Below are 24,609 nucleotides of genomic sequence, written 5' to 3'. Positions count from 1 at the left end.
ACGCGCAACCGACGTGCGGCCGACGCGTGGCGCTACCTCGCGGCGGCAGGCGGCTCGCCCGGCTGCGCCGCGGCCACGAGCGCCGCGAGCGCGCGGCCGTAACGCGCGAGCCGTCCCGCGCCGAGCCCCGGGATGCGCGCGATCGCCGCGGCGATCGCCTCGTCCCCGGCGTGGCCCTCCGCCAGCGCGATCTCCGCGAGATCCTGCGCGCAGTGACCGGGCAGCACGACCTGCTCGTCCACCTTCCGCGCCTTCGCCTCGGCCCTGCGCCACGCCGCGATCCGGGTCTCCACCGCGCGCCGCGCGGCGAGCTCCTTCCTGGGCGGGCGGGCTTGCTGGAAGAGGGCGCGCTCGTCCTCGGGCACGTCGCCGTCGCTGCGCCCCTGCTCGACCGCACGGAGCCACGCCGCGACGCACCCGGCCGCGCGGCCCGCCGCGGCCCCGCGGACGGCGCGCACGTCGTCTGCGCTGGCAGGCCTCCGCTGCGCGAGCTCGAGCAGCACGTCGCTGGCGACGATCTTGAAAGAGGGCACGTCGGCCCCCTCGGCGGCGGCCTCGCGCGCCGCCACGAGCCGCCGCAGGATCGCCCGGCCCTGCGGATCGAGCGCCTGGGCCCCCTTGATGCGCGCGTACGCGGGCCGCGGATCGCGCGGCGGCCCGAGGGCGGTCGCGAGCTTGTAGGCGCACTCCTCCTCGATCTCCTCGTCGATCCCGAGGGCGCGGCTGCGCTCCGCGAGCCGCGCGCGGAGCGGGAGCAGGTGGCGCACGTCGTCGGCCAGGTAGCGCAGCTCGGCGTCCTCGATCGGCCTGCGCCCCCAGTCGTGCTGCTGGAGCTGCTTGTCGACCTTCACGTCGAGCTCCGAGAGGAGCAGCGCGCCGAGCCCCGTCGCCGCGCACCCCAGCATGCGCGCGGCGACCGAGGTGTCGTGCGCGCCACCGAGCGGCGCGCCCGCCTCGGCGAGCATGCGCGCGTCGAAGGTGAGATCGTGCAGCACCTTGGGCGGACCGGCGGCCCCGAGGAGCCGCGCGAGCGGCGCGACAGGCACGCGGAGCGCGTCGACGATCCCGACCGCGATGCCGTCCCCCTCGCGAAAGGCGAGCTGGACGGTGCAGAGCCGCGGGCGGTACACGAACAGCCCGTTGGCCTCCACGTCGACCGCGAGCGCGTCGGCGCGGCCGGCGCGCTCGATCAGCCGGGCGAGCTCGCCTTCGCGCTCGACCAGCACGGGAGGGCTCTGGCTCAGCAGGCCTCCTCCCGGCCCGCCCGCGGGGCCGCGCCGCGCCGCGCCCGCGCGGCCACGCCGACCAGCGCGAGCGCGGCGAGGACGAGCCCTCCGCCGCGCCCGCCCTGGCCAGCGTTGCCGCGCGGGGCCGCGGCGCAGCCGCCCGACTCCTTCACCTCGGGCTGATCCGCGGCGCACAGGGCAGAGAAGCCGTGGCGCGGCGTGGGGTCGCAGCCCTTGATCGGCGCCCCGGGCGGGTACACCGCGCAGATCCCGTCGCGGTCGTCCTGGGAGAGGTCGCGGAGCCCCGGCCGGTAGCCCGCGACCATGGTCGCGCTGGGATCGCTCGAGTGCGAGAGCCCGAGAAAATGGCCGGCCTCGTGGGTGGCGATGCTCAGGAGGTCGAACGAGCCGCTGTCGTCGCCTTGCGAGAGCACCACGTCGAACGAGTTGACCTCCATGTCCGCGTCGTAGATCTCGCCGGTCTTGAGGTGGTAGGTGACGGTCGTGAGCGCGAGGGTGTTCCCGCTGTCGAGGTACGGCCACCCGTCGTCCCGGAACATGATGATGTTCGCGTTCGCCTTGCGCTTGTTGTACTCGTGCGCGTCGCACGCGACCGGGCCCAGGTAGGTGACCTCCATGCGCGGGGTCTGCCCGCCGCCGCAGTCGGCCTCTGTCCACGCGGCGAACGCCTGCTCGAAGATCGCCTCCGCCTCCCGGAGCGACACCTGGGCGGAGGCGTCCTCCTGGAGGGAGTAGCTCACGCACGGCGAAGGCCAGGCGAGCGGGGTGCCGCAGTCGTTGCCCTGCGGCGGCGTGCAGACCGCCGCGGTCTCCGCCTTCCCCGACGCGGTCTTCTCCGGCGGACAGACGCTCGTGCGGCAGAAGGCCAGGGCGTCCCCGGGGTAGGCGAGCGCCGCGGCGACGAGCGCGCTGCAGACCGCGGCGATGGCGTGGGCGCGCGCGGGGCGGCGCGCGCCGGCGGGGCACGGCGCGAGATCACTTCTGCGCATGCTTCGCCTTCCATGCCTGGTTCACCGCGTCGATCGCCGCGTCGAGCGCCGCGCCGATGAGCTGCTCGCGGGCCGAGATCGCGGGGCCCGGCCGCGGCAGGACGGTCCCGCTGTCGGGGCTCGCGGCCAGCCGCCGCACGGCGATGCGCCGCGCGCCGGCCCCGCCTGCGACCGTCGGCTTGTCCTCGCCGTCGACGACGGGGTAGTGGCCCTGGGCCATCCCGGAGACGACCAGGGCCGAGCCCACCTTCGAGACGAAGACCATCGCCTGCGCGCCGATCGCGAGCTGCGCGTCGCCCGACACGTGCTGTCCGACGTCCCCGACCACGCCCCCGAGCGTCCTGACCCAGACCTCGCCGTCGGGCTGTCCGGCCACGGTCCGGTCGATCGACAGGCGGGTGTAGGTGACGATCCTCCTGGCCCCGCCGAGCTCTTCCCACTGGCTGCGCTGCTCGATCGCGGTCGCGACCACGACGTACGAGGCCGCGGCGACGAGCTCGTCCAGCGAGAGCTGAATGGCCACGGCCGCCTGCGCCGCGCGCGGACCGGACAGCAGCGCGCCGCGGCTCACCCCGGCGCGTTCCTGGCCGGCCTGCGCATGGCTGTCCGCTGTCGGGAGGGGCGTGAGCGTGAGGGCTGGAGGCAACGCGACGAGGAGGGCTATGCCAAGAGCTCTGGGAGACATGGGCGCAAAGATACCATGCTGCCGAGCGAGGCGCGCCGGAAGCGCCGGTTTTCGTCGACGCGCTGGACCCTGTGTCCCGGTCCGACTAGCAGATCGTCTGGGTCGAGACCGAGGAGCCTGCGATGACGAGCGACGCGTTGACGATCGGCAGATACACGTTCACTTCCCGCCTCTTCGTGGGGACGGGCAAGTACAAGGACCTGGATGAGACCCGTCGCGCGCTCGAAGCGTCCGGCGCGGAGGTCGTCACGGTGGCGCTCCGCCGCGTCAATCTGAAGGAGCGGGGCGAGGGGTCGATGATGTCGCTGCTCCAGCAGGGACGCGTCACGATCCTGCCGAACACGGCCGGTTGCTATACCGTCGAGGACGCGGTCCGCACCTGCCGGCTCGCGCGCGAGCTCGGCCTGTCCGATCTCGTGAAGCTCGAAGTCATCGGCGACGAACGGACGCTGTTCCCGGACAACGAGGCGACGCTCGAGGCGGCGCGGATCCTGGTGAAGGAGGGCTTCACGGTGCTGCCCTACTGCATGGATGACCCGATCGTCTGTCGTAAGCTGGAAGACATCGGGTGCGCGGCCGTGATGCCCCTGGCGGCGCCGATCGGCAGCGGGCTCGGCATCCGCAACCCGTACAACCTGATGATCATCCGAGAGACAGCGAAGGTGCCGGTGATCGTGGACGCGGGAGTCGGGACTGCGAGCGACGCCGCGGTGGCGATGGAGCTCGGGTGTGATGGGGTATTGATGAACACGGCCATCGCGGGCGCGCGGGACCCGATCTTGATGGCGCAGGCGATGAAGGACGCGGTGAGGGCCGGTCGGATGGCGTATCTCGCGGGGCGGATGCCGAAGAAGCTCTATGCGACGGCGTCATCGCCGGAGCAGGGCAAGATCGCCGCGCTGTAGCGCGGCGCTGCGGGTGTGGCCCCGCACCTCGATCTCCGCGCGCTCGCGTTCCCGGCATATTCCACCGATGCGGGAGGCGCTCGCGGGCGCGATGAGGGATGATGAACGAGCAACTCCGACGTCCAGCACGGCGCTGCTGCGGCGCCGCCAAGTCAAGCGAACAGCACCCGCATGTCATGATACGCTCACCTACCTGAGCCAAAATGACACGGAACGCTCATCGCACGGTCGACACGCTGTCGTGGCGCGTCACGGCGCTCCGACGACGACCGCGGCGACCTGACGGTCCGCTCAGGAGAATATGAGCAAGCCCAACGTCTGCATGGTCGTGAACAACCTCGAGGTCGGCGGGCTCGAGAAGGTGGTGCTGAGCCTCCTCGATCGCCTCGGCGATCACGGCTTCGACCTCTCGCTGATCTGCCTCGACGGAGAGGGACGGCTGTTCTCGGAGGTCAAGCTCCCCCGCTCGAAGTGCCTCGTGATCACGAAGGACCTCCGGCCGGTGCTGCCGGGCCTCAAGAGTGATCCAGAGGCGCTGCTCTGGATCCGGCGCTTCTTTCACCAGCGCTCGGTCGATATCGTCCACGTCCACAACCGTGCTCCGCTCATCTTCGCTGGCTTCGCGGCGCGCCTGCTCCGGAATCGGCCGCTGATCGTCTACTCGGAGCACAACCAGATCAACCGGGCGAAGGGCTTCGATCGGCGCAAGTTCGGCTACTACGCTTACCTCGCCGACGAGATGGTCGCCGTGTCGCACGACCTCAGGCGCATCCTTGTCGACGACGTGAAGGTCCGCGCGCCGGTCCGCGTCATCCACAACGGCATCGACGGGACGCGCTTCGCCCGCGCCCGCGAGAGCGGCGCGGGCGCGCGCGTCCGCGCGGAGCTCGGCATCGGCGAGCGGGAGTTCGTGTTCGGGTGCGCCGTGGTGCACATCGAGCAGAAGGGGCTCCGTTACCTCCTCGAGGCGGCGCCCGAGGTGCTGCGGCGCGCGCCGGAGGCGCGCTTCGTCATCGCCGGCGACGGCCCGCTCCGGCCGGAGCTGGAGCAGCGAGCCAGGGACGCGGGGCTCGGCGACCGGGTGATCTTCCCCGGGTATCGCTCGGACGTGCCGGAGCTCGTCTCCGCGTTCGACACCTACGTGCTCCCGTCGCTCTGGGAGGGGCTGCCGCTCGCGCTGCTCGAGGCGCTCGCGCTCGGCAAGCCGATCGTGGCGAGCCGCGTCGGCGGCGTCCCCGAGATCGTCGAGCACGGCGTCGACGGGTTCCTCGTCCCGTCGAAGGACCCTGGCGCGCTGGTCGAGCACCTCTCGCGGGTCGCCCGCGACGGGGAGCTCCGCGAGCGAGCGCGCGCGCGCGGCCCCGCGAAGTTCACCGAGCAGTTCAGCCTGGAAGCGATGGTCGACGCGCACGTGCGCCTGTTCGACGAGCTCATCGCCAGGCGGCGCGGGGGCGACGCCCCGTCCCGGGAGCGCGCGTGGTCGACCCCCGCGGGGGCCTCCGGGCCGGCCGCTGGACGGGACGACGGCAACGGACGGGTTGGTCATCGGGTCGGTCTGGACGTGTAACGACATTCGATACCAGGTGAGACTGAATCGAACCTGACCAGGGCGAATACGATGCTGAGCGAGGCAAAATGGGACAACGAACGATGCTGAGCGAGGCAAAATGGGACGCTGAGCTAGGCTGAGCGAGACTGAGCGTAGATTGGCGGGATTGACGAGACTGAGCGAGACTGGCGAGACTGGATAGACTGGATAGACCGAATATGAGACCGAGCGCGAGCGACGTCCTCTTTCGAGGCGCTCGCCGGCCCGGCTCGCTCGGAGAGGAGGAGCTCTTGCGGCGAATGCGCGTTTTGCTGATCACGAAGATCTTTCCGAACGCGGTTCACCCGGACGAGGCGCCGTACAATCGGCGGCAGTTCGCCGCGCTGTCGCGCTACTGCGACGTCCGGGTGCTCGCCACGATCCCGTGGTTCCCCGGGATAGAGCGCCTCTCGAAGTGGCCTATCGGCGCCAGCGCGCCGCGCGAGGAGGTCATCGACGGGCTGCCGGTCAGGCACCCGCGGTACCTGTACGTGCCGAGGATCGTGCCCGCCCTGAACGGCCCGCTGTATGCGGCGTCGATGCTCCCGGAGCTCATCGGGCGCGGTCCGTTGCCCGACGTCATCGTCGGGGCCTTCGCCTACCCGGACGGCTTTGCCGCGGTCTGTCTGGGGCGATTGCTCGGGGTGCCGGCCGTGATCAAGACGCACGGCTCGGACATCGACGTGATCCCGCGCGACCGGAGGATGCGGCGGCCGCTCGGCTGGGGGCTCACGCGCGCCGCCCGGGTGGTCACGGTCAGCCGCAAGCTCGCGGACGGGGTCGCGGCGCTCGGCGTGCCGCGCGATCGCATCGACATCGTCATGAACGGCGTCGACGTGAAGACGTTCCAGCCTCGCAACCGCGCCGAGGCGCGCGCCGCGCTCGGCAAGTCGCCGAGCTCGCGGCTGATCGTCTTCGTCGGCCACCTGAGCCGCGACAAGGGCGTGCTCGATCTGATCGAGGCGTTCGAGCGGCTCGCGCCGGTCCACCCGGACATCGAGCTGGCGCTCGTGGGCAGCGGCGCCGAGGAGCAGGCGTGCAGGGCCGCCGCCGCCCGTCTGGGCGGCCGGCTGACGGTGACCGGCTACTTGCCGCACGATCAGGTGTCGCTGTGGCTCGGCGCGTGCGACGCCCTCGCCCTCCCGAGCAAGCACGAGGGCACGCCCAACGTCCTGCTCGAGGCGCTCGCCTCGGGGCGCCGCGTGGTCGCGACGAGCGTGGGGGGCATCCCCGACGTCCTGCGCAGCGCCGAGCTCGGCGAGCTCATCCCGCCGGGGAACCAGGGCGCGCTGATGGAGGCGCTGCTCCGCGCCGCCCGGGCCGACTACGATCCGGCGCGGATCGCGGAGCTCGCCGGCAGGCGCGACTGGGACGACAGCGCGCGCGCCCTCCACGAGTCGCTCCTGCGCGCCCGCGGCGAGCCCCTGTCGATCACCGGCGATAAGGACGCGGGCGACGCGCCCTTCGGCGCACCGGCCTCGAAGGGCGGGCTCGAGAACGGCGCCGCCCGGGCGGGCGCCTCCCTGAACTAGCCCCGCCGCCGGCCGCCCGGCCGAGCGGGGCCTGCGCGGCTCGGCCGGAGGAGCGGCGTCGCCGGGGCCGCGGCGTCCTCTTGACGCTCGCGCTCGTTCATCGGCGAATGCCGCTCGTGTTCACCGGCTTCCGCGCGGCCTTCGGCTCGATCGCGATCTTCGCCGCCGTCGCACAGGCGCCTTACCAGTGCGCGAGCGAGGTCGACCCGGATCGTCGCGTGTACGAGGACCCGAGCGAGGCCCTGTATGCGCTGGCCGAGCGCTTCAAGGCGAGCGGCGATCGCCGCGCCCAGGTCGACACCTTGCACTTCCTGGTCGAGCGGTACCCTGCCAGCCGGTTCGCCCGGATGGCCCGGCAGGATCTCGACGCGCTCGGCGAGGCGGGCGCCCCGGCGGAGCGCCCCCCGGGCGACGGAGCGCGATGACGCGCCGCCGCCGGCGCGCTGGAGGACGGCCATGCTCACCCCGAGGTTGACCCTGATCACCCAGGCGGCGGACGTCCCGGAGCCGGTCTTGCTCGCGCGGCTCTCGGCGTTCGGCGCCCTGCCCCCCGAGGCCCGCGCCCGCGTGGCGGTGCAGCTCCGCGATCCCGAGCTCTCCGGCGCGGCGCTCCACGCGCTCGGCAGGCGCCTGCGCGACGCCACCGCCGCGCTCGGCGCCTCGTTCGTCGTCAACGATCGCCTGGATCTCGCGCTCCTCCTCGGCGCCGACGGCGTCCACCTCGGCCGCCGCTCGGTCGCGGTGGCCGACGCGCGCGCCCTGCTCGGGGCGGGCGCCTTCGTCTCCGTCGCTTGCCACGGCGTCGACGAGGTGCTCCGGGCGGCCGAGGCCGGCGCGGACGCCGCCGTGCTCTCGCCGATCTTCGCGACGCCCGGCAAGGGCCCGCCGCTCGGCCTCGCGGCCCTGCGCGAGGCGCGGGCCCGCCTGGCCGCGGCCTCGCGCGACGTCGCGCTCCTCGCCCTCGGCGGCATCGACGCGGCCTCGGCGCCGGCCTGCCTCGCGGCGGGCGCGGACGGGGTGGCCGCCATCCGCGCCGACTTCGGCGGGGCTCTGCCAGCGCAGCGCGCGGGGTGAGCCGCGCGCGGCGGCGCCCTGCCGACGCCGCGCGCTACCGCGCCCAGAGCGCGGCGAGCGGCAGCTCGATCGCGTCGAACGGCTCCGGTCGCACGATCTCGTCGCCTTCGTACGTGTCGAGCAAGAACCACCGCCCGTCGTCGAGCCGGTAGACCTCGAGCGTCTGCGCGACCGGGTTGAGCAGCCAGGCGTGGCGGACCCCTTCGCGCCGGTAGATCCGCATCTTCTTGCCTCGGTCGACGCGCTCGGTGCGCGGGGAGATCACCTCGCAGACCCAGTCCGGTGCGATGTCGTAGTGCGCCGGCGCGTCCTCGGGCCCGAGCGCATCTGGCATGCGCTCGCGGCGCCAGCCGGCGAGATCGGGCACGACCTTGTCGGGCCGCGCTCCCAGGTGGAGCTCGGGCTCGTCGAGGATGACCCAGCCCCCTGGCCCGCCCGCGCCCAGATCGAACGGTCCCCCGAGACTCGTGCCGAGCCGCGACGCCGCCCGCGTGTGCGGCCGCGCCGGCCGCGGGAACGTGTACAGCTCCCCGTCGAGGATCTCGGCGACCATCTCGTCCGGCACGGCCTGGAACGCGGCCTCGACCTCGGGCGCATTGCCTGGAAATAGCGGGTGCTGCGCGCTCATCGTCAGATCCTAGCACCCCTGCCGTTCGTCGCGCGCGCTCCGCGCCGGCCCAGCGCTTCCCTCGACGCTGGCAATCGGCCTTGCTACTAGGCCGGGCCATGTCCGAAGCGTCCTCGAAGAAACCGACCGACGGCCCGCCCGAGCCCCTGTTCGACAGGGTGGCGACCGAGCTGAACTTCCCCGCCGACGAGGCGAAGATCCTCGCCTTCTGGAAGCAGCGCCGCATCTTCGAGAAGACGCTCCGCGCCGAGACCCGCGCCACCGGCCCCTCGCGGGGCACGTTCGTCTTCTACGAGGGCCCGCCGACCGCCAACGGCATGCCGCACAACGGCCACGTGCTCACGCGCGCCGTGAAGGACATCTTCCCCCGGTACAAGACCATGCGCGGCTACGACGTGCCGCGGAAGGCCGGCTGGGACACGCACGGGCTGCCGGTCGAGGTCGAGGTCGAGAAGGAGCTGCGCATCCACGGCAAGGCCGACATCGAGCGGTACGGCGTCGAGCCGTTCATCTCGCGCTGCGTCGACTCCGTCTTCCGGTACACCGAGGCGTGGGAGAACCTGACCGACAAGATCGGCTTCTGGGTCGACCTCGACACCGCCTACGTCACCTACCACCGGAGCTACGTCGAGAGCGTCTGGTGGGCGCTCTCCCAGCTGCACGGGAAGGGGCTGCTCTACCGCGGCCACCGCGTCTGCTGGTGGTGGCCCCAGGGCGGGACGGCGCTCAGCGCGGCCGAGGTCGGCTCGAACTACAAGACGGTCGACGACCCCAGCGTGTTCGTCGCGTTCCCGCTCGTCGACGAGCCGGACACCGCGCTCTGCGCCTGGACGACGACCCCGTGGACCTTGCCCTCGAACGGCTACGCCGCGGTCCGGCCCGAGTTCGACTACGTCGTCGTGGACGCGGGCGCGCCCGCGGGCGGCGCGGCGCCCGTGGCCGGCAAGCTCATCGTGGCCGCGGCGCTGCGGGAGGAGCTCGCCAAGAAGTTCAAGCGGGACCTGCCCGTCCTCCGCGAGCTCAAGGGGAGCGAGCTCGTCGGCAAGCGCTACCGCCCGCCGTTCGACGCCTTCACGAGGTCGCTCGAGGGCGCTTCTCTGCGCAGGAAGGACGGCGAGGTGGAGCCGCTCTACTGGGTCGTGCTCGGCGCGGATTTCGTCACGCTCGACTCCGGCACCGGCGTCGTCCACGTCGCGCCCGCGTTCGGCGAGGACGACTTCAACGCGCACCGGCGGCGGATCGCGGAGCTCGCCGAGCCGGGCGCCGACGTCCCGATGCTCTGCGCGGTGCGGCCGGACGGCACGTTCGAGCCGGGGCTCACGGCGTTCTCGGGCCTCTGGGTGAAGGACGCCGATCCGCTGATCATCAAGGATCTCGCGGCCCGCGGGCTGCTCGTCCACGAGGAGAAGTACCGCCACGACTACCCGTTCTGCTGGCGCGCGGACGACGACCCGCTGATCCAGCTCGCGCGGCCGGCCTGGTACATCAGGACCCGGGACAACATCGACAAGGCGATCGCCAACAACCGCGCGGTCCGCTGGCACCCGTCGCACATCCAGGAGGGCCGCTTCGGCGACTTCCTCGCCAACAACGTGGACTGGGCGCTCTCGCGCGAGCGGTACTGGGGGACGCCGCTCAACGTCTGGGTCTGCGCGAACGACGAGGAGCACCAGCTCGCCCCGGCCTCGGTCGCCGAGATCGAGGCGCTGAACCCGCGCGCCTTCGACCACTTCCGCGACGCCAGGAAGGCCGACCCCGGCCTGAACGAGCACCTCATCGTCCACAAGCCGTGGATCGACAAGGTGACGTTCCCGTGTCCGACCTGCGGCGGCGAGATGCGCCGCGTGACCGAGGTCATCGACGCCTGGTTCGACAGCGGGAGCATGCCGTTCGCGCAGTGGGGCTACCCGCACGCGGAGGGCTCGAAGGAGCTGTTCGATCGCGCGTTCCCGGCGGACTTCATCAGCGAGGCGATCGATCAGACGCGGGGCTGGTTCTACTCGCTGCTGATGGTCTCGACGCTGGTCTTCGACGATGCGACGCAGGAGAAGCTCGGGCTGTCGCGGGTCCGGAGTTACCCGCACCCGTACCAGACGTGCGTCGTGCTCGGGCACGTCGGCGACCGCGAGGGCAAGAAGGAGAGCAAGTCGAAGGGCAACTACACGCCGCCCGAGGTCATCCTCGAGCGCGTCCGGATGGAGTTCGCGGCGGCCGACGGCGCGGAGGCCGGCATCGGCGCGATGAAGGACGGCGTCGCCTACATCGCGCGCGAGGACTACGAGGGGCTCGATCTCACGGGCGACTCGGCGAAGGTGCGGGTCTACCGCGCCGATCGCGAGGGCGCGGCGGTGACGCTGGAGCTCAGGCCCACGACGGGCAACAAGCGCCTCCCGCGCCGCATCGTCGCGCTCTCGCGCGGAGACCTCGAGCGCCTCGGCCTCTCGCCGGCCGACAAGGCGCTCTCGGTGATGCCCAACGACGTGCCCAGGCTGCCGCAGGACCAGCGCGTCTTCATCGAGGACCCGGCGACGCCCGCGCCCGGGGCCGACGCGTTCCGCTGGTTCTTCTACGCGTCCTCCCCGCCGTGGACGAACACGCGCCACTCGCTCACGAACGTGCGCGCGTACCAGAAGGAGTTCGCGGTCAAGCTTCGCAACGTCTACTCGTTCTTCACCATCTACGCGAACATCGACGGCTTCTCGCCCGCCGAGGGGAACCCCGGCGCGACCGACACGTCGCCCGCGGCGCTCGCTGCGAGCGCCGGTTACCGGCCGGCGCGGGAGCGGTCGCTCCTCGACCGGTGGATCCTGTCGGAGCTCGCGCTCGCGACGCGAGAGGTGACGGAGCACCTCGACGAGTACCGGCTGTACGAGGCGGCGCAGCGGCTCGTCGATCTCGTGGACGCGCTCTCGAACTGGTACGTCCGCCGGAGCCGCGCGCGCTTCTGGGCTCCTTCTCCGACGTGGGTCGAGGATCGGCGTTCGCCGTCCTCTCCCGGAGACGCCCCGGAGATCGCCCCGGGCGCGGTTCGGGCGGCCCAGGACAAGCGCGACGCGTACTTCACGCTGTACGAGGTGCTCGTCGCGCTCGCCAAGCTGAGCGCGCCGTTCACGCCGTTCCTCGCCGAGGCCATGTACCAGAACCTGGTGCGGCGGCCGTGGCCCGCGTCGCAGCCGGAGAGCGTCCACCTCGTGGCGTTCCCCGAGGCGGACGCCGCCGCGGTGGACGAGCCGCTCGCGATCGAGATGCGCGCGGTGCGCGAGCTCGTCTCGCTCGGCCTGCAGGTGCGCACGGCAAACAAGCTCAAGGTGCGGCAGCCGCTCTCGCGGGCCGACATCGTGCTGTCGCAGCAGGGGCTCGCGGCGGCGCTCGCCGAGCACGTGCCGCTCATCGCCGAGGAGCTCAACGTCCACGAGGTGCGCTTCCTGAAGCCCGGCGAGGAGGGGAGCGCGGTCCGCTACGTGCTCAAGCCGAACTTCCGCGCGCTCGGGCCGAAGCTCGGCAAGAAGGTGCAGCTCGCGAAGCAGGTCCTGGCGAAGGCCGACGCGGCGGCGCTCCGCGCGGCGCTCGCGACCGAGGGCAAGATCGCGATCGCGCTCGACGGCGAGCAGGTCGAGCTCGGCCCCGAGGAGATCGACGTCGCGGTCGAGGCGGGCGAGGGGTTCGCGGCGGCCGGCGGCCGCGCGGGGGTCGTCGTGCTGCACACGGCGCTCACGGACGCGCTCCGCGACGAGGGGCTCGGCCGGGAGATCCTCTCGCGGGTGCAGGGGCTGCGCAAGGAGCTCGACCTCGGCTTCACCGAGCGGATCCGGCTCGCGCTCGACGGCGGCGAGCGGGCCCGCAAGGTCGCCGAGGCGGCGCGCGAGATGCTCATGCAGGAGGCGCTCGCCGCCGAGCTCGTGCTGGGCGCGGCGCCCGCGGCGTGGGGGCAGGCCGAGCGGCGCGAGGTCAACGTCGACGGCGAGGCGCTCGCGATCGCGGTCGCGCGGACGGCGTGAGGGCGCCGGGGGGGCGCTGCCGCGACGGAGACTCGGCCGAGCGCCCCAGCCCGGGCGCTCGGCGCGTGCTCAGTACCGCTCGCCGTCGTTCTTCGGCGCCATCGGCCACGCCGGCGCGCTCTCGCCGTTGATCGTCGTGCCGCCGTTCGTGAACGCGCCGGCCATGCGCAGGAAGCCGGCGGGGAAGTCGAGCGTCGGCGCCGAGACCGCGTCGAGCGCGGCCACCTGATCGGGCGCGAGCTCGACCTCCAGGGAGGCGAGGTTGTCGTCGAGCTGCGCCAGCGTGCGCGCGCCGATGATGGTGGAGGTGACGCCCGGCCGGGCCACCACCCAGGCGAGCGCCACGCGCGCCGGCGTGGTGTCGAGAGCCCCGGCGATCTCGACGAGCTTGTCGACGACGGCGTACGCCTTGTCGGTGAGCGCGGAGAGCACGAACGGGCCGCGATCGGCCTTGTGCTTGCCGGCGTTCTCCCGCGTGTACTTTCCGGTGAGCACGCCGCTCTTGAGGGGCGACCAGGGCGTGACGCCGAGGCCCAGCTCGCGCGCCATGGGGATGAGCTCCCCCTCCACCGTGCGCTCGAGGAGCGAGTGCTCGATCTGCAGCGCGATGAACTGCGCCCACCCGCGGAAGCCTGCAAGGCCGTGCGCTTGCGCCACCTTCCACGCCGGCGTGTCGGAGACGCCGACGTAGCGGACCTTGCCGGCCGCCACCAGATCGTCGAGGGCCCGCACGGTCTCCTCGATGGGCGTGTGCTTGTCCCAGACGTGCATCCAGTAGAGGTCGATGTAGTCGGTCTGCAAGCGGCGCAGCGACTGCTCGCACTGCGCGAAGATGGCCTTCCTCCCGGCGCCGCCGCCGTTGGGGTCGCCGAGGTAGAGGTTCGCGGTGAACTTGGTGGCGATCACCGCCCGGTCGCGCTTGCTCGGGTGGCGGCCGAGGTGGTCGCCGATGATCTTTTCGGAGTGGCCCCTGGTGTAGGCGTTGGCGGTGTCGATGAAGTTGCCGCCGCGCTCGATGAAGCGATCGAGGATCGCCTCGGACTCCTTGACGCTGGATCCGAAGCCGTGGTCTTCGCCGAAGGTCATGGCGCCGAGGCACAGGGGGCTGACGCGCAGCCCGGAGCGGCCGAGGGTGACGTAGTGGTCGAGGTTCATCGTGGTCCTCCTGGGGGTTCGGGCTGAAGAGCCCTCGCTGGACCGCAGCGTGCGCCCGTGCCGGCGTGCAATCTTGGAGGAAACGGCCGGGACGGGGCCGGGTGGGTTGATGGCGGCCCGAGGCGAGCGCACGATCGCGCCGTGCTGGGATCGATCGAACAGGCCGTCGCGCGGCGCGCCCCGCGCCCGGAGGCCGGCGCGCCGGCATCGCGCGCGCTTCGCAATTTCGTCGCCGCCGTCCGCGCCAGCGCGCCGCCGATCACGAACCTCGACCTGCTGCCCGACGGCACGACATCGCTGGTCTTTCGCCTGCTCGACGCGGACCGCGCCGACCTCGTCGTCCTCGGGCCCAAGACGCGCGCCGTGTACAAGCGCGTGCCGCGCTTCCTGCTCGCGGTGCAGGTGGTCTTTCGACCCGGCGGCGCGTACCCCTTCTTCGGCGTGCCGATGGACGAGCTCGCCGATCGCATCGTCCCGGCGCGCGATCTCTGGGGCCGGCGCGCCGACGCCCTGCTCGAGCAGCTGGTGGCGGTCGGGGCCGGCGTCACGCGGGACCCAGCGCGAGCTCGCCTGGAGGCGATCGAACGCGCCCTCGAGGGACGCATGCTCGGTCCCGACGTGTTCGAGCCCGCGTCGGCGGCCGTCGCGCGCGCCGCGCTCCGGAAGCTCTCGCTCGGAGGGATCACCGTGGAAGAGACGGCGAGCGCGCTCCACGTCAGCCCGCGGAACCTGCGACGCGCCTTCGTTGCGACCGTCGGCGTCTCGCCGAAGCAGTACGCGCGCATCGCCCGCTTCCAGCGCGTCGTCTCGAACGCGCAGGTCGCCCGCGGGTCGTGGTCGGAGATCGCCCTCGCGAGCGGGTACTGCGATCAGCCGCACCTGGTCAGGGAGTTCCGTGAGCTCGCGGGGCTCTCGCCGGTGGCGTTCATGAAGCGACGCTCGACCGGCGAGATCAGCGGCTCGGGTGGAGGCCGTGGGTGAACGCTCCAAGGGGGCTCCAGGGCGTTCGATGCGACCGCGCGGATCGTGGGGCTCCGGCGCGATTACGTGCCGGGCCTTACGATCCTGCGGGTGTGATCGCCTCGCATCGCGGGGCGGCGCGGCTTCCGCAAGGATCTTGTTGCGGACATCGCTGGCGAGGCGTTCGATGATCCTCGTCGGGTGGGGCGCATCGGAGATTTTCAGGACGGTACCGGGACCGAGGGCCGCGCATCGCCGGCTCGTGACGGGCGACAGCCTGCCCGGGCGGCAGGATCTCTCCGTGGCGTGAAGGAGATAGCGCTTCCGGGACCTCTCCCACGCCGTCCGGGCGTCCCTGGAGCCCGGCGTGCTGTCCCTGGAGCCCGGCGTGCTGTCCCTGGTGCCTGGCGTGCTGTCCCTGGAGCCTGGCGTGCTGTCCCTGGTGCCTGGCGACATGTCCCGGAAGCGCCGTGCCATGTCCCGGGAGCGCAACGCGACGCGCCCCAGGAGCGCGGTGGCGTGTCCCTGGAGGTCGTTCTGGCGTCCCGGGACGTCGTTCTGGCGTCCCGGGAGCTCGTTCGAGCGTCCCGGGAGGTCTCTCCAGCGTCCTGGAAGGTCTCTCAGGCGCGCCTGGCCAGCGGTCCCGCAGCGCGGGCAGGGGGGTGGACGTCCTCGAACCGAGGCTCCGCGCCGCGATGATCACCCACGTCTACGTCAGCAACTACGGCAGCGTCGGGGCTGGCCTCGAGCTCACGCTCGGGTCGCTGACCGCGCTCGTCGGTCCGCCGGGCTCGGGCAAGGGTTGCTTGCTCGACGCGGTGCGGTTCCTCGCCGAGTGCGCCAACGGGGCGTTCGATCTGGCGGCGGCGAACCGGCGCGGCGGCGGCGCGCTGGGGGGCGCGCGCGGCGACGGCGCGCTCACCACGCTCGGGGTCGCGGTCTCCAGGACCGAGGGCCACGGGTTCTGGCTCGTGCAGCTCGCGCCGGGAGAGCGGGAGGGCGAGGCGCGCGTCAAGAGCGAGACGGCCGCGTGGTGGCAGCGCAGCGCGCTCACGCGGCTCGTCAAGCCTGGCCTGCGCGAGGTCTTCGACGCCGGCAGCGACGCGCCCGAGGTCTCCTTCGACCGGCTGAAGGGCAGCCCGAAGGGGTTCTCGCGCAAGGACAAGGGGCGCAGCGGCACGCTCGCGTACCGCGGCGTCGCCCCCATCGCCGTGAGCGGCACGAAGCTCGTCCTGCCGCTGCTCTCCGATGGACCGCTCACGCCGATGCTCGACGAGCTGCGCCGGGCGGTCCTCTACTCCCTCGCGCCGCGCACGCTGCGCTCGCCCCAGAAGATCAGCGCTTCCCGGCGCCTCAAGGCGAGCGGCGACAACTGGGGCTCGGTTCTCCGCGCGCTCGCGAAGGAGCGATGGCAGGACGAGTTTCTCGCGGGGCTGTCACAGGTGATCGGCGATGTCGACGGCGCCCGCGCGTCCTCGTCCGGCGGGTTCCTCGTCCCGGAGCTGCGCCACGGCGTCGACGGCGACGGGCGCGAGCGCTGGCGGGCCGCCGCGGACGAGCCGGACGCCACGCTGCGGCTCGCCGCCATGGTCACGGCGCTCTCGCAGGAGCCCCCGCTCGTGCTCGCCGGCTTCGAGCACCCCGACGCGGGCGTCGATCGCGCCGCGCTGCCTCCGCTGCTCGAGTACCTGCGCGGCGCGTCCGCCCAGCGCCAGCTCCTGCTCACGACCGAGAGCCCCGCGCTCCTCGATCTCCTGCCGCCCGACGCCGTCTACTCGGTGGAGCGCCGCGACGGTTCGACCGCCGCGTCATCCATCGACGAGGCGCAGCGGAAGGCGCTCCGGGAGCGGCTCGGCGCCCCGGAGAGCCAGCGCTCGGTGGCCGCGCGCCCGCCCGGCGCCTCCTGAGCCCGCCCGAGCGCCGCTACGACGCGAGCCGCTCCCCCGGCGGCGCGAGCGGCGACGCGCCGTAGCGCGCGAGGAGATCCTCCGGATCGAGGTAGATCGCCGCGCACCCGGCCTCGAGGAGCTCCATTTCAGGGAAGCCTCCGCAGAGGAGCCCCACCGAGAGGAGGCCGAGCTTCGCCGCGGCCTCGGCGTCGGACGGCGCGTCGCCGACGAGCACGACCTCGCGAGGATCGACGCTGCCGAGCCGGTCGAGCGCCGCCTCGAGGACGTCGGGGCGCGGCTTCGATCTGTCCGCGTCGTCGGCCGAGACCGTCCACGAGACCAGATCGCCCACCCGGGCGAGCTCGACGCTGGCGTCGAGCTCGCCGCGCGGCGTCGGCGAGGCGAGCACGATCCGGCGCCCGTCGCGCGCGACGCGCTGGAGCAGCTCGCGCACGCAGGGGAACGCCCGGGCGCCCGGGAGGAGCTCGCGCCCGTAGATCTGGTCGCGCAGGGAGGAGATCCCGGCGCCGATCCAGCCGAGCTCCTCGGGCGAGAGGAACGTCTGCAGCAGCTGGTCCGCGCCCTTGCCGACCTGGCTGCGCAGCTTCTCCCGCGGGACCTCGCGGCCGAACCGCCGGAAGGCCTGCTGCCAGGCGGCCGCGTGCAGATCGACGGTGTCGAGGATCGTGCCGTCGACACCGAAAATGACGGCGCTGACGCTGACCATGGCGCGACACGTGGCGCAGGGCGTGACGCACCGCCATCGGAGGGCTCCCGACGGCCCCTCCCGCGCCGCGCCGGCTGCGCTCGGCCGGAGTCGCGATAGACTGGCCGGGGAGGGCGAGCGGGCAGGGCGATGACGACATGAACAGGCGGCTGTCTGCACTCGCGGTCCTCCTCGGCGGGCTGCTCGGCCCGGCCGGCGCCGCGGCGGCCGAGCCGGCGTTGATCGCGGTCGATCTGGACGACGACGACGCCGACGGCGTGCCGGACGGCGAGCAGCCCCGCGCGCCGCCCGCCCCGGAGCTCCTGGCGCTGCGCGCGCCGCGCGGCGCGAGCCAGGCGCCCGCGGCGATCCCCGCCGGCCTGCGGCTCCTCGTCGACGGCAGCCCGGTCAAGCCCGGCGCGGCGATCCCCGCGGGCGCCCGCCGCGTCGAGATCCAGGCGGTCCGCGCCGGGCGCAGCGAGATCGCGCTCTTCGGCGAGGCGCGGACGATCAGCGCGTTCGAGGTGCGCGCGATCGACGGCGCCGGGCGGCGCATCGACATGGCGCGCTCCCACGCCTCGCTGCAGCGCACGCCCCCGGACCGGCTCGGCGACGATCCGTTCGCGAACCTCGACGATCCCGACGCGCTCCGGCTGCTCGTCATCGGCGCGCCGGAGGATCTGCCGCTCACGCTCGACGTCCACTCCGCGGCGCCGTCCGGCGCGGCGATCGATCGCCTCTCCGACGTGCCGCTCGGCCACGTGCTGTGCCCGGAGGACGTGCCGCCGGGCCTCGTGTGCGGATCGACGCGCCCCCTCCGGGTGGTCGCGGACGACATCGATCGCAACCACCCGATGATCGTCGATCGCTCCGTGAAGGGCGAGGTCGGCGGGGCGCTCGTCGTCGCGCTGCCCGGCGGGCCGAAGGTCCAGATGATCCGCGTCGCCGGCCCGCGCGCCTCGCCGCTCGGGCCGCTCGGGCGCACGCGCGCGCGCCTCCGGATCGTCATGGTGCGCCCCCGCGCCGGCGGCCCGCCGCCGATGGGCGGCGACGACGCGGGCGCGCTCGCCATCGCGCGCGCGGAGGTCGAGCGGGCGAACGCCCTCTGGGGCGCCTGCGGCGTGAGCTTCGGCCCGCCCGAGGCGCTCGACGTCACCTTCGTCGATCCGCCGCGCCCGCACCTGCTCGCGATCGGCTGCGACCACGGCCTGCCGGCCAGCGGCGGCGCGATCCGGGTGCGCGTCGACGGCCACGAGGTCACCGCGGCGATCGCGCGCCGCGCGCGCCCCGACGCGGCGGCCCGGGCCGTCGCCGCGGCGATCGGCGCGGCGGGGTTCTCGGTGCGCCTCTCCGACAACCCGGCCATCGGCGCGGGCGCCTACGGGACCACCGACGTGCTCGTGCGGCGGCCGGGCGGCGCGCTCGCGACCATCGAGCCGCCGGCGGCGGGCGCGCTGAGCACCGACGCGACGCTCACGGCGTGCATCGGCGCCGTGGACCTCGACGACGGCCTCCAGCACTTCAGCGACACGGACGCCATCGCCGGCACGGTCGAGGAGCGGGCGCTGCTCAAGGCGTTCGACGACGGCGACCCCTCGACCGTCGACGTCGTGATGGTCCCGAGCTTCGCGGGCGGCGGGCGGATCGGCGAGTCGTTCATCTTCGCCGACGGCGGGGCGATCCGGAACACGATCATCGAGGATCGGGCGGGCCTGCGCGCGGATCGCGCGTCGTTCGCGCTGTCGCACGAGCTCGGCCACGTGCTGCTCGACGAGCCGGGGCACCCGGACGATTTCGGGATCGACACGCCGACCCGGCTGATGGACGCCGACGCGGCCAACGCCTCCGCGTACGGGCCGCGCCGCCTGACCGTCGACGAGTGCGCGCGCGCGATCCGACAAAGCGGCGCGGCGGAGCCGCGTTTGGGCCGACAGAGCGCCCCGGTGCCGCTGCTCGCGCCGTGGCCGCTCGCCCCGCTCGGTCGAGAGAGGTGAAACGCCGCTTCGCGCTGTGGTAGGAGCGGGCCCATGCGGGTCCCCCAGCGGAGCGGCCTCTTCAGCGGCGTCGCAGCCCTCGCGTGCGCCTCGGTCCTGCTCGAGATCTCGCTCGCGCGGATCTACGCGGCGCTGTTCGGCGAGATCCACGCGTTCCTCGCGGTCTCGCTGTCGCTCGTCGGCGCGGGCGTGGGCGGCGCGCTGCTCTACGTCGTGCCGTCGCTCGCCCGCCCGCCGGCGCTCTTCGCCCGCATGGCGACCCTCGCAGCGCTCGCGTCGGGCGCGACCCTCGCCGCGGTCATCCTGCTCGCGCACCGCGAGCCCCTGTCCGTCCCCGCGCCGGGGTCTCTCCCGTGGCTCGCGCTGTGCTACGCGGCCTCCACGGTCCCGTTCGCGCTCGCGGGCCTCGCGCTCGCGGCCGCGATCCGGCACGCGGCGCCGGAGATGCCCCGGCTCTACCTGCTCGATCTCGTCGGCGGCGCGCTCGGCGGGCTCGCCGCGGCCGGCGCGCTCCGCGCGGGGGCGCCCCGCGCCGCGCTCGCGGCGGCGATCTTCTTCGCCGTGGCGGGCATCTTCTTCTACCTCGGGTCGCGCTGCTGCGAGGGCGAGCAGCGGGCGCCCGGCGGCCTCGTCGCCACGTTCCTGCTCGGCTCCTTCGTGCTGCTCGCCGGCGACGTCGGCGCCCCGTGGCTCCGGCTCGCCGGCATCCGCCGGCCGTCGCCCGACCGGACCGAGCACGAGGCCTGGACCGAGCGCTCGCTGATCTCCGTCGATCGACCGAAGGCCGGCGCGGCGCTGATGCGGCTCGGCGGCGCCGCGGCGAGCCCGATCCTCGACGCGAAGGCGACGCCCCCGCCGCAGCCCGAGGACATGGCGTACGCGCTGCACAAGGACCAGGGCCCCGCGCTCGTCGTCGGCGCCGGGGGCGGGCGCGACGTGCGCGCCGCGCTCAAGGCGGGGCAGAAGGACGTGGTCGCCGTCGAGGGCGACCACGGCGTCCTCGAGGTGATGCGCGGGAGGTACGCCGCGTTCAGCGGCAACCTGTTCGACAAGCCCGAGGTCCACCTCGTGGTGGGCGACGGGCGGAGCTTCGCCCGGCGCACGCCGCTGCTCTTCCGGAACATCGTGATCCCGTCGGCCGACACGGTCGAAGCGTCGACGACCGGCGCGCTCGCGCTCTCGGAGAGCCGGCTCCACACGCTGGAGGGCGTCGGGGACTTCCTTTCGCGCCTCCTGCCCGAGGGCACGCTCGTCCTGGCCCGCGCGGACGCGGACTTCGATCGGCTGCTCTCGCTCGTGACCGCGGCGCTGCGCCGCGCGGGCGTGGCCGCGCCGAAGGACCACCTCTTCGCGTGCAGCGCCGCGCAGAGGACCGCGCTGCTCGCCCGGCGCACGCCGCTCGCGCGCGAGGACGTCGACGCGCTCCGCCGCCACTGCCGCAAGCACAGGTTCTCGGAGGTCCTCGCCCCCGACCGCCCGGCGACCCCGGTCCGCAGCCTGCTCGTCGCGGCGGCCGCGCCCTCGGCCTCCGCGGCCTCCGCGGCGGCCGCGCGCGTCGCCGACGGCGCGGCCGTGGAGGCCGATCTGACGCCGCCCACCGACGACAGGCCGTTCTTCTCGTACACCGTCCCGGCGCGCCGCCTGCCCGCGGTGCTCGGCGACGTCGGGGCCCTCCGCGCCGGGCACACGGCCCTCTTCGCGCTCGCGCTGCTGCTCGCCGTCGGCGCGGTCCTCTCCGCGCTCGGCGTGCTGCTCCCGGCGCTCGCCGCGCGCCGTCGGCGCGGGCGCCTCGCGCCGCAGGACGTGCCCACGCAGACCGCGCGCGCGTCGACCGCGCCGCCGACGCCGCCCGCCCGAGCGCTCGCGTTCTTCGCCGCGATCGGCGCGGGGTTCGCGCTCGTCGAGCTCGCCGTGTTCCGGCACGGTCTCCTCCTGCTCGACCTGCCCGCGCACGAGCTCCCGGCCGTGCTCGTGATCCTCCTTGTCTCGGCCGGCGTGGGCGGTTACCTCACCGCCCGGGTGGCCCCGGGCGCCGCGACGGAGGTCTCCGCGAGGGTGGCGGAGGCGCTCGCCGTGGCCGCGGCGCTCTCGGCGGTGGGCCTCGTGCCGCTCGCGCGGTGGGGCCTCGGGCTCGGGGCGTTCCCGCGCGCGCTCCTCGCCATCGCGATCCTCGTGCCGTTCGGCGTGCTCGCGGGCTCGCTCGCGCCGCTCGGGGTCAAGATCGTGGACTCGGTCTCGTCGGCGCTGCTGCCGTGGTGCTGGGCGCTCTGCGCGTTCTCGGGCGCGACAGCGATGGCCCTCGGCGCCCTGTGCGCGCTGAACCTCGGCTACAGCGCCCTGCTGCTCGGCGCGGGCCTCGCTTACCTCCTCGCCGCGGCGACCGTGCCGCCCGCCGCAGCCGGGGCGACCGCCGCGGGAGGCGACGAGCGAGCGGCGTCGTCCGGAGGCGCCGCCGCCGGCGAGCCACCGCCCCGGGACGCCGCAGGGGCGCAGCCCGAGGCCCTCGAGGCGGCGCCGATCGCCTGAGCGCCCGGCGCCGCCGACGTCACCGCCGCGCGGCCAGCAGGAGGTGCGCGAGCAGGCCCGCGATGTTGTGGGCGTCGTCGACGCCGCGGTGGTGCGTGCCCGCGAGCGGCAGGCCGGCGCGCTCCAGGGCCTCGGCCATCCCCACCTCCCGCGACAGCGCGTGCGTCACCGCGAAGAGGCTCTTCACGTTGAGGTGGCTCGGCCCGAACGGGAGCGGCACGCCGCGCGACTGGCACTGCCGCTCGAACATGCGCCGGTCGTAGTCGCCGTAGCTCGCCCAGAGGCGATCCTGCGCCTTGAGCTCGCTCCGGAGCGTCGCGCACGCCTCCCTGAACGACACGCCCGCGTCGACATCCGCCTGCGTCAGCGTCGTGAGCGCCGTACAGAACGGGCTCACGCGCGAGCGCTCAGGGCGCACAAGGATCGAGCGCCGCTCCCGGCGCCGGCACGAGGCGACCTCCAGCGGGCACACGCCGATCTCGATGATCTCGTTCTCCTCGCCCGGCGGCGGGTCGCCGTCCCAGCAGGTCGCTTCCACGTCGATCACGAGAATGAGATCAAGACGCTTCGCCACGTCGTCGCCCTCGGCATGTAGTGAGGAGTGCGCCGCGAAGGTAACGGGGATCGGGACGCAATTTCCTTCAGGATTTTCCCGACCGTCCGGAAACGCCTTGGGCGGTTCGCTTCGTCCGGGCAAAAACTGAGTAGAAACGGGACATAAGCCGGAGGTGCACCCACACGTCGTTGGTCGTTTCGGCACCCAATCCGCTTGCTTGGCGGGCCTGGTCCATGGACACTCGTCAGGTAATTTCTGACGAGGTTCTCTACGTGGATCCTGGCTCCCAACTGCGTTGCTCCTCCGGTTCGGCCAGGGAGAGGTCCGTGATCGCTGAGGCGCTGCCTGACCCTGCCGACCAGGGCCGCGGTCCAGCCGAGGAGCGACGGCTGCCGCTTCGTTCCGGGATCGTCCGCCATGCGGGCCGCGAGCGGGGGGCGCCGAAGGGGCTCCCGCCGGGGCGTGGCGCCGAGGTGGTAGGCGGGATCACCACGGGGGCCCCGGCGTGTGGGCGGCTGGCCGTCGACCCGCTCGTCGGTCGTACAGAGCACGGACTGCACATCGAGCGGCTCATCGCCGAGGGGGGGATGGGCGCGGTGTACGCGGCCCGCCGCGCCGCCACGGGGGAGCCGGTCGCCCTCAAGGCGCTCCGGCGCGTGCACGCGGGGGACTCCGGGATCGAGAGCCGGTTCGCCCGCGAGGTGCGGCTCGCCCGCCGCATCGACCACCCGAACGTCTGCCCCGTGCTCGGCGAGGGGCGCCTCGAGGACGGGCGGCCGTTCTTCGTGATGCCGCTCTTCGACGGCGTGACGCTGAGCGAGGACGTCCGGAAGCGCGGCCCCTTGCCGATCGGCCGCGCGCTCGCCCTCGCGGACCAGATCCTCGCCGGCCTCGCGGCGATGCACGCGGCGAAGGTCGTCCACCGCGACCTCCAGCCCGGCAACATCCTGCTCGTCCCCGGGGCGCGGGGCGCCGGGGAGGGGGAGGGCGCGACGACGGTCAAGCTCATCGATCTCGGCTTCGCGCACGAGCCTGGCGTCGACACGGGCGACGGCGTGACGCCGGACAGCCCCGGGTCGCTCGTCGGCACGCTGCTCTTCATGTCGCCGGAGCAGGCGATGCGGAGCCGCGCGATCACCGAGCGGAGCGACCTGTTCGCGGCCGCGCTGCTCATCTACTACGCCCTCTCGGGCAAGCTCCCCTTCCGGGGCCGGGGCGATCTCGACGTGCTCGTCGCGATCGTGCGGTCCGCGCCCGTGCCCCTCCGGCGGGAGCGCCGTGACGTCCCGCGCGTGCTCGACGAGGTGCTCGCGCGGGCCCTGTCCAAGCACCCGGACCACCGCTTCCCCAGCGCCTCGGCGATGCGCGACGCCCTCGCCGGCGTGCCGGTGTAGCCAAGGCAGCGCTCCGCGCGCCCCGGCGCCGGCCCGCTCCTTGCCACGACGGTGCCGCCTGCACCGCGCCGCCCGGCACCGCGATCCGGGGCTGTGCACGCGCTGCTCAAGCGCGGCGGCGCGAGGCGGTGAGCTTCACGCGAGGGGAACCCCATGGACGCACTCGATCTCTTGGAGCAGCAGCATCTCGAAGTCAGCGCCCTGATGGCGCGCATCGCCGCCGAGCCCAGCCCGGGCCTCCGGACGGCGATGGTCGCGCAGCTCTCCCGGATGATCGACGCGCACGTACGCATCGAGGAGACGTACCTCTACCCGGTGTGTGCCGAGCGGATGGCCGGCGACAGGAAGCCGCTCCACGACGCGTACGAGAAGCACGGCCTCGCGCGCTTCGCGGCGGACAACCTGCTGCGCACGCGCGTGACCGATGTGCGCTTCGAGGCGCGCCTCCGGCTCCTGCGGGACATTTTCGCCCACCACGCCGACGAGGAGGAGGACATCCTGTTCCCCAAGGCGAAGCGGGGCCTGACGGACGAGCAGCTCGACGTGATCGGCAGCGATCTGGAGCGCGCTTACGAGGTGCTGCTGCGCGTCGGCGTGCCCGCGGGCGCCCCGCTCGCGCGCTCGCAGCGGGGCTGGCCCCGGCGCGGCGCCCACGCCGTGCGCGCCCTGCGCCCCGTGTCGCGGCGCCGGGGCGAAGCGCTCCGCGTCCGCGGCTGTTGATCCGCTTCGGATACGGGCCCATCTCGACGTTTTCGGTGCTCAGCGCACCTTCGTTCGCTTCCG

Annotated in this window: 19 protein-coding genes; 12 read left to right on the top strand and 7 right to left on the bottom strand. The window is 73.7% G+C overall.

From position 1 onward, the window contains the following. Window positions 1-32: 32 nt before the first annotated feature. From WMF34_RS21965 to WMF34_RS21955, 3 genes are read right to left on the bottom strand one after another with little or no spacing between them, the layout of a single operon-like run. Window positions 33-1,226, bottom strand: a complete 1,194-nt coding sequence (locus WMF34_RS21965; protein ID WP_437994453.1) for a ribonuclease D — start codon at window positions 1,224-1,226, stop codon at window positions 33-35. 14 nt (window positions 1,227-1,240) lie between these two features. Continuing rightward, a complete protein-coding gene (locus tag WMF34_RS21960; RefSeq protein WP_437994452.1) occupies window positions 1,241-2,236 on the bottom strand; it encodes a matrixin family metalloprotease in 996 nt (331 codons plus the stop codon). Then, complete coding sequence (locus WMF34_RS21955) at window positions 2,223-2,807, bottom strand: hypothetical protein (protein ID WP_437994451.1); 585 nt, start codon at window positions 2,805-2,807, stop codon at window positions 2,223-2,225. Before WMF34_RS21955 ends, WMF34_RS21960 begins: the two co-directional genes overlap by 14 nt. A 236-nt stretch (window positions 2,808-3,043) precedes the next feature. Here WMF34_RS21955 and WMF34_RS21950 point away from each other — a divergent pair, with 236 nt between their 5' ends. The 5 genes from WMF34_RS21950 (at window position 3,044) to WMF34_RS21930 (ending at window position 8,020) form a co-directional block, all read left to right on the top strand. After that, entirely contained in the window at window positions 3,044-3,826 is a 783-nt protein-coding gene (locus WMF34_RS21950; RefSeq protein ID WP_012236875.1) for a thiazole synthase, read from the top strand. A 301-nt stretch (window positions 3,827-4,127) separates the two neighbouring features. Further along, entirely contained in the window at window positions 4,128-5,393 is a 1,266-nt protein-coding gene (locus tag WMF34_RS21945) for a glycosyltransferase (protein WP_012236874.1), read from the top strand. 281 nt (window positions 5,394-5,674) lie between these two features. Beyond that, window positions 5,675-6,946: a glycosyltransferase family 4 protein gene (locus WMF34_RS21940; protein WP_044968912.1), complete on the top strand. Its 1,272-nt coding sequence runs from the start codon at window positions 5,675-5,677 to the stop codon at window positions 6,944-6,946. Between the two features lie 107 nt (window positions 6,947-7,053). Further along, window positions 7,054-7,371 (top strand): hypothetical protein, encoded by a 318-nt coding sequence (locus tag WMF34_RS21935; protein WP_437994450.1) that lies wholly within the window; start codon window positions 7,054-7,056, stop codon window positions 7,369-7,371. A gap of 31 nt (window positions 7,372-7,402) precedes the next feature. Then, window positions 7,403-8,020 (top strand): thiamine phosphate synthase, encoded by a 618-nt coding sequence (locus tag WMF34_RS21930; protein WP_437994449.1) that lies wholly within the window; start codon window positions 7,403-7,405, stop codon window positions 8,018-8,020. A 34-nt stretch (window positions 8,021-8,054) separates the two neighbouring features. Here WMF34_RS21930 and WMF34_RS21925 read toward each other — a convergent pair whose 3' ends face one another. Then, window positions 8,055-8,648, bottom strand: a complete 594-nt coding sequence (locus WMF34_RS21925; RefSeq protein ID WP_012236870.1) for a Uma2 family endonuclease — start codon at window positions 8,646-8,648, stop codon at window positions 8,055-8,057. A 98-nt stretch (window positions 8,649-8,746) separates the two neighbouring features. Here WMF34_RS21925 and ileS point away from each other — a divergent pair, with 98 nt between their 5' ends. Then, a complete protein-coding gene (ileS, locus tag WMF34_RS21920; RefSeq protein WP_437994448.1) occupies window positions 8,747-12,646 on the top strand; it encodes an isoleucine--tRNA ligase in 3,900 nt (1,299 codons plus the stop codon). Between the two features lie 69 nt (window positions 12,647-12,715). Here the strand turns inward: ileS and WMF34_RS21915 are convergent, their stop codons facing one another. After that, window positions 12,716-13,801: an aldo/keto reductase gene (locus WMF34_RS21915; protein WP_437994447.1), complete on the bottom strand. Its 1,086-nt coding sequence runs from the start codon at window positions 13,799-13,801 to the stop codon at window positions 12,716-12,718. Window positions 13,802-13,942: 141 nt separating this feature from the next. On the opposite strand from WMF34_RS21915, the gene WMF34_RS21910 reads away from it, so the two are divergent. Continuing rightward, complete coding sequence (locus WMF34_RS21910; RefSeq protein ID WP_049876318.1) at window positions 13,943-14,782, top strand: helix-turn-helix transcriptional regulator; 840 nt, start codon at window positions 13,943-13,945, stop codon at window positions 14,780-14,782. Between the two features lie 674 nt (window positions 14,783-15,456). Beyond that, window positions 15,457-16,668: an AAA family ATPase gene (locus WMF34_RS21905; protein ID WP_437994446.1), complete on the top strand. Its 1,212-nt coding sequence runs from the start codon at window positions 15,457-15,459 to the stop codon at window positions 16,666-16,668. 16 nt (window positions 16,669-16,684) lie between these two features. Here WMF34_RS21905 and WMF34_RS21900 read toward each other — a convergent pair whose 3' ends face one another. Beyond that, window positions 16,685-17,377: an HAD family hydrolase gene (locus WMF34_RS21900; protein ID WP_437803879.1), complete on the bottom strand. Its 693-nt coding sequence runs from the start codon at window positions 17,375-17,377 to the stop codon at window positions 16,685-16,687. A gap of 137 nt (window positions 17,378-17,514) precedes the next feature. Between WMF34_RS21900 and WMF34_RS21895 the strand changes: the two genes are divergently transcribed. Next, window positions 17,515-19,350 (top strand): hypothetical protein, encoded by a 1,836-nt coding sequence (locus tag WMF34_RS21895; protein ID WP_437994445.1) that lies wholly within the window; start codon window positions 17,515-17,517, stop codon window positions 19,348-19,350. Between the two features lie 33 nt (window positions 19,351-19,383). Then, a complete protein-coding gene (locus WMF34_RS21890) occupies window positions 19,384-21,876 on the top strand; it encodes a hypothetical protein (RefSeq protein ID WP_437994444.1) in 2,493 nt (830 codons plus the stop codon). A gap of 19 nt (window positions 21,877-21,895) precedes the next feature. Here WMF34_RS21890 and WMF34_RS21885 read toward each other — a convergent pair whose 3' ends face one another. Then, on the bottom strand, window positions 21,896-22,450 hold the full coding sequence (locus WMF34_RS21885; protein WP_012236862.1) for a 3'-5' exonuclease: 555 nt from the start codon (window positions 22,448-22,450) through the stop codon (window positions 21,896-21,898). Window positions 22,451-22,758: 308 nt separating this feature from the next. Between WMF34_RS21885 and WMF34_RS21880 the strand changes: the two genes are divergently transcribed. Both WMF34_RS21880 and WMF34_RS21875 read left to right on the top strand, forming a co-directional pair. Further along, the gene (locus tag WMF34_RS21880) at window positions 22,759-23,826 is read left to right on the top strand and encodes a serine/threonine-protein kinase (RefSeq protein WP_437994443.1); all 1,068 of its coding nucleotides are present in this window, start codon (window positions 22,759-22,761) and stop codon (window positions 23,824-23,826) included. Window positions 23,827-23,979: 153 nt separating this feature from the next. After that, window positions 23,980-24,546, top strand: coding sequence for a hemerythrin domain-containing protein (locus tag WMF34_RS21875; protein WP_012236860.1), 567 nt, complete (start codon window positions 23,980-23,982; stop codon window positions 24,544-24,546). Window positions 24,547-24,609: the final 63 nt, after the last annotated feature.

It is taken from the genome of Sorangium sp. So ce145 (assembly GCF_051525985.1).
GTDB classification, from domain to species: domain Bacteria; phylum Myxococcota_A; class Polyangia; order Polyangiales; family Polyangiaceae; genus Sorangium; species Sorangium cellulosum_B.
Note: the sequence above shows the minus strand (reverse complement) of the source record. Positions and strands in the feature narration are given on the sequence as shown.

What these genes read in the sequence shown, in the direction of transcription:
- WMF34_RS21960 (WP_437994452.1), bottom strand. Translation starts at nt 2,236, where the DNA reads ATGCGCAGAAGTGATCTCGCGCCGTGCCCCGCCGGCGCGCGCCGCCCC.
- WMF34_RS21950 (WP_012236875.1), top strand. Translation starts at nt 3,044, where the DNA reads ATGACGAGCGACGCGTTGACGATCGGCAGATACACGTTCACTTCCCGC.
- WMF34_RS21945 (WP_012236874.1), top strand. Translation starts at nt 4,128, where the DNA reads ATGAGCAAGCCCAACGTCTGCATGGTCGTGAACAACCTCGAGGTCGGC.
- WMF34_RS21940 (WP_044968912.1), top strand. Translation starts at nt 5,675, where the DNA reads ATGCGCGTTTTGCTGATCACGAAGATCTTTCCGAACGCGGTTCACCCG.
- WMF34_RS21935 (WP_437994450.1), top strand. Translation starts at nt 7,054, where the DNA reads ATGCCGCTCGTGTTCACCGGCTTCCGCGCGGCCTTCGGCTCGATCGCG.
- WMF34_RS21930 (WP_437994449.1), top strand. Translation starts at nt 7,403, where the DNA reads ATGCTCACCCCGAGGTTGACCCTGATCACCCAGGCGGCGGACGTCCCG.
- WMF34_RS21925 (WP_012236870.1), bottom strand. Translation starts at nt 8,648, where the DNA reads ATGAGCGCGCAGCACCCGCTATTTCCAGGCAATGCGCCCGAGGTCGAG.
- ileS (WP_437994448.1), top strand. Translation starts at nt 8,747, where the DNA reads ATGTCCGAAGCGTCCTCGAAGAAACCGACCGACGGCCCGCCCGAGCCC.
- WMF34_RS21915 (WP_437994447.1), bottom strand. Translation starts at nt 13,801, where the DNA reads ATGAACCTCGACCACTACGTCACCCTCGGCCGCTCCGGGCTGCGCGTC.
- WMF34_RS21905 (WP_437994446.1), top strand. Translation starts at nt 15,457, where the DNA reads ATGATCACCCACGTCTACGTCAGCAACTACGGCAGCGTCGGGGCTGGC.
- WMF34_RS21900 (WP_437803879.1), bottom strand. Translation starts at nt 17,377, where the DNA reads ATGGTCAGCGTCAGCGCCGTCATTTTCGGTGTCGACGGCACGATCCTC.
- WMF34_RS21895 (WP_437994445.1), top strand. Translation starts at nt 17,515, where the DNA reads ATGAACAGGCGGCTGTCTGCACTCGCGGTCCTCCTCGGCGGGCTGCTC.
- WMF34_RS21890 (WP_437994444.1), top strand. Translation starts at nt 19,384, where the DNA reads ATGCGGGTCCCCCAGCGGAGCGGCCTCTTCAGCGGCGTCGCAGCCCTC.
- WMF34_RS21875 (WP_012236860.1), top strand. Translation starts at nt 23,980, where the DNA reads ATGGACGCACTCGATCTCTTGGAGCAGCAGCATCTCGAAGTCAGCGCC.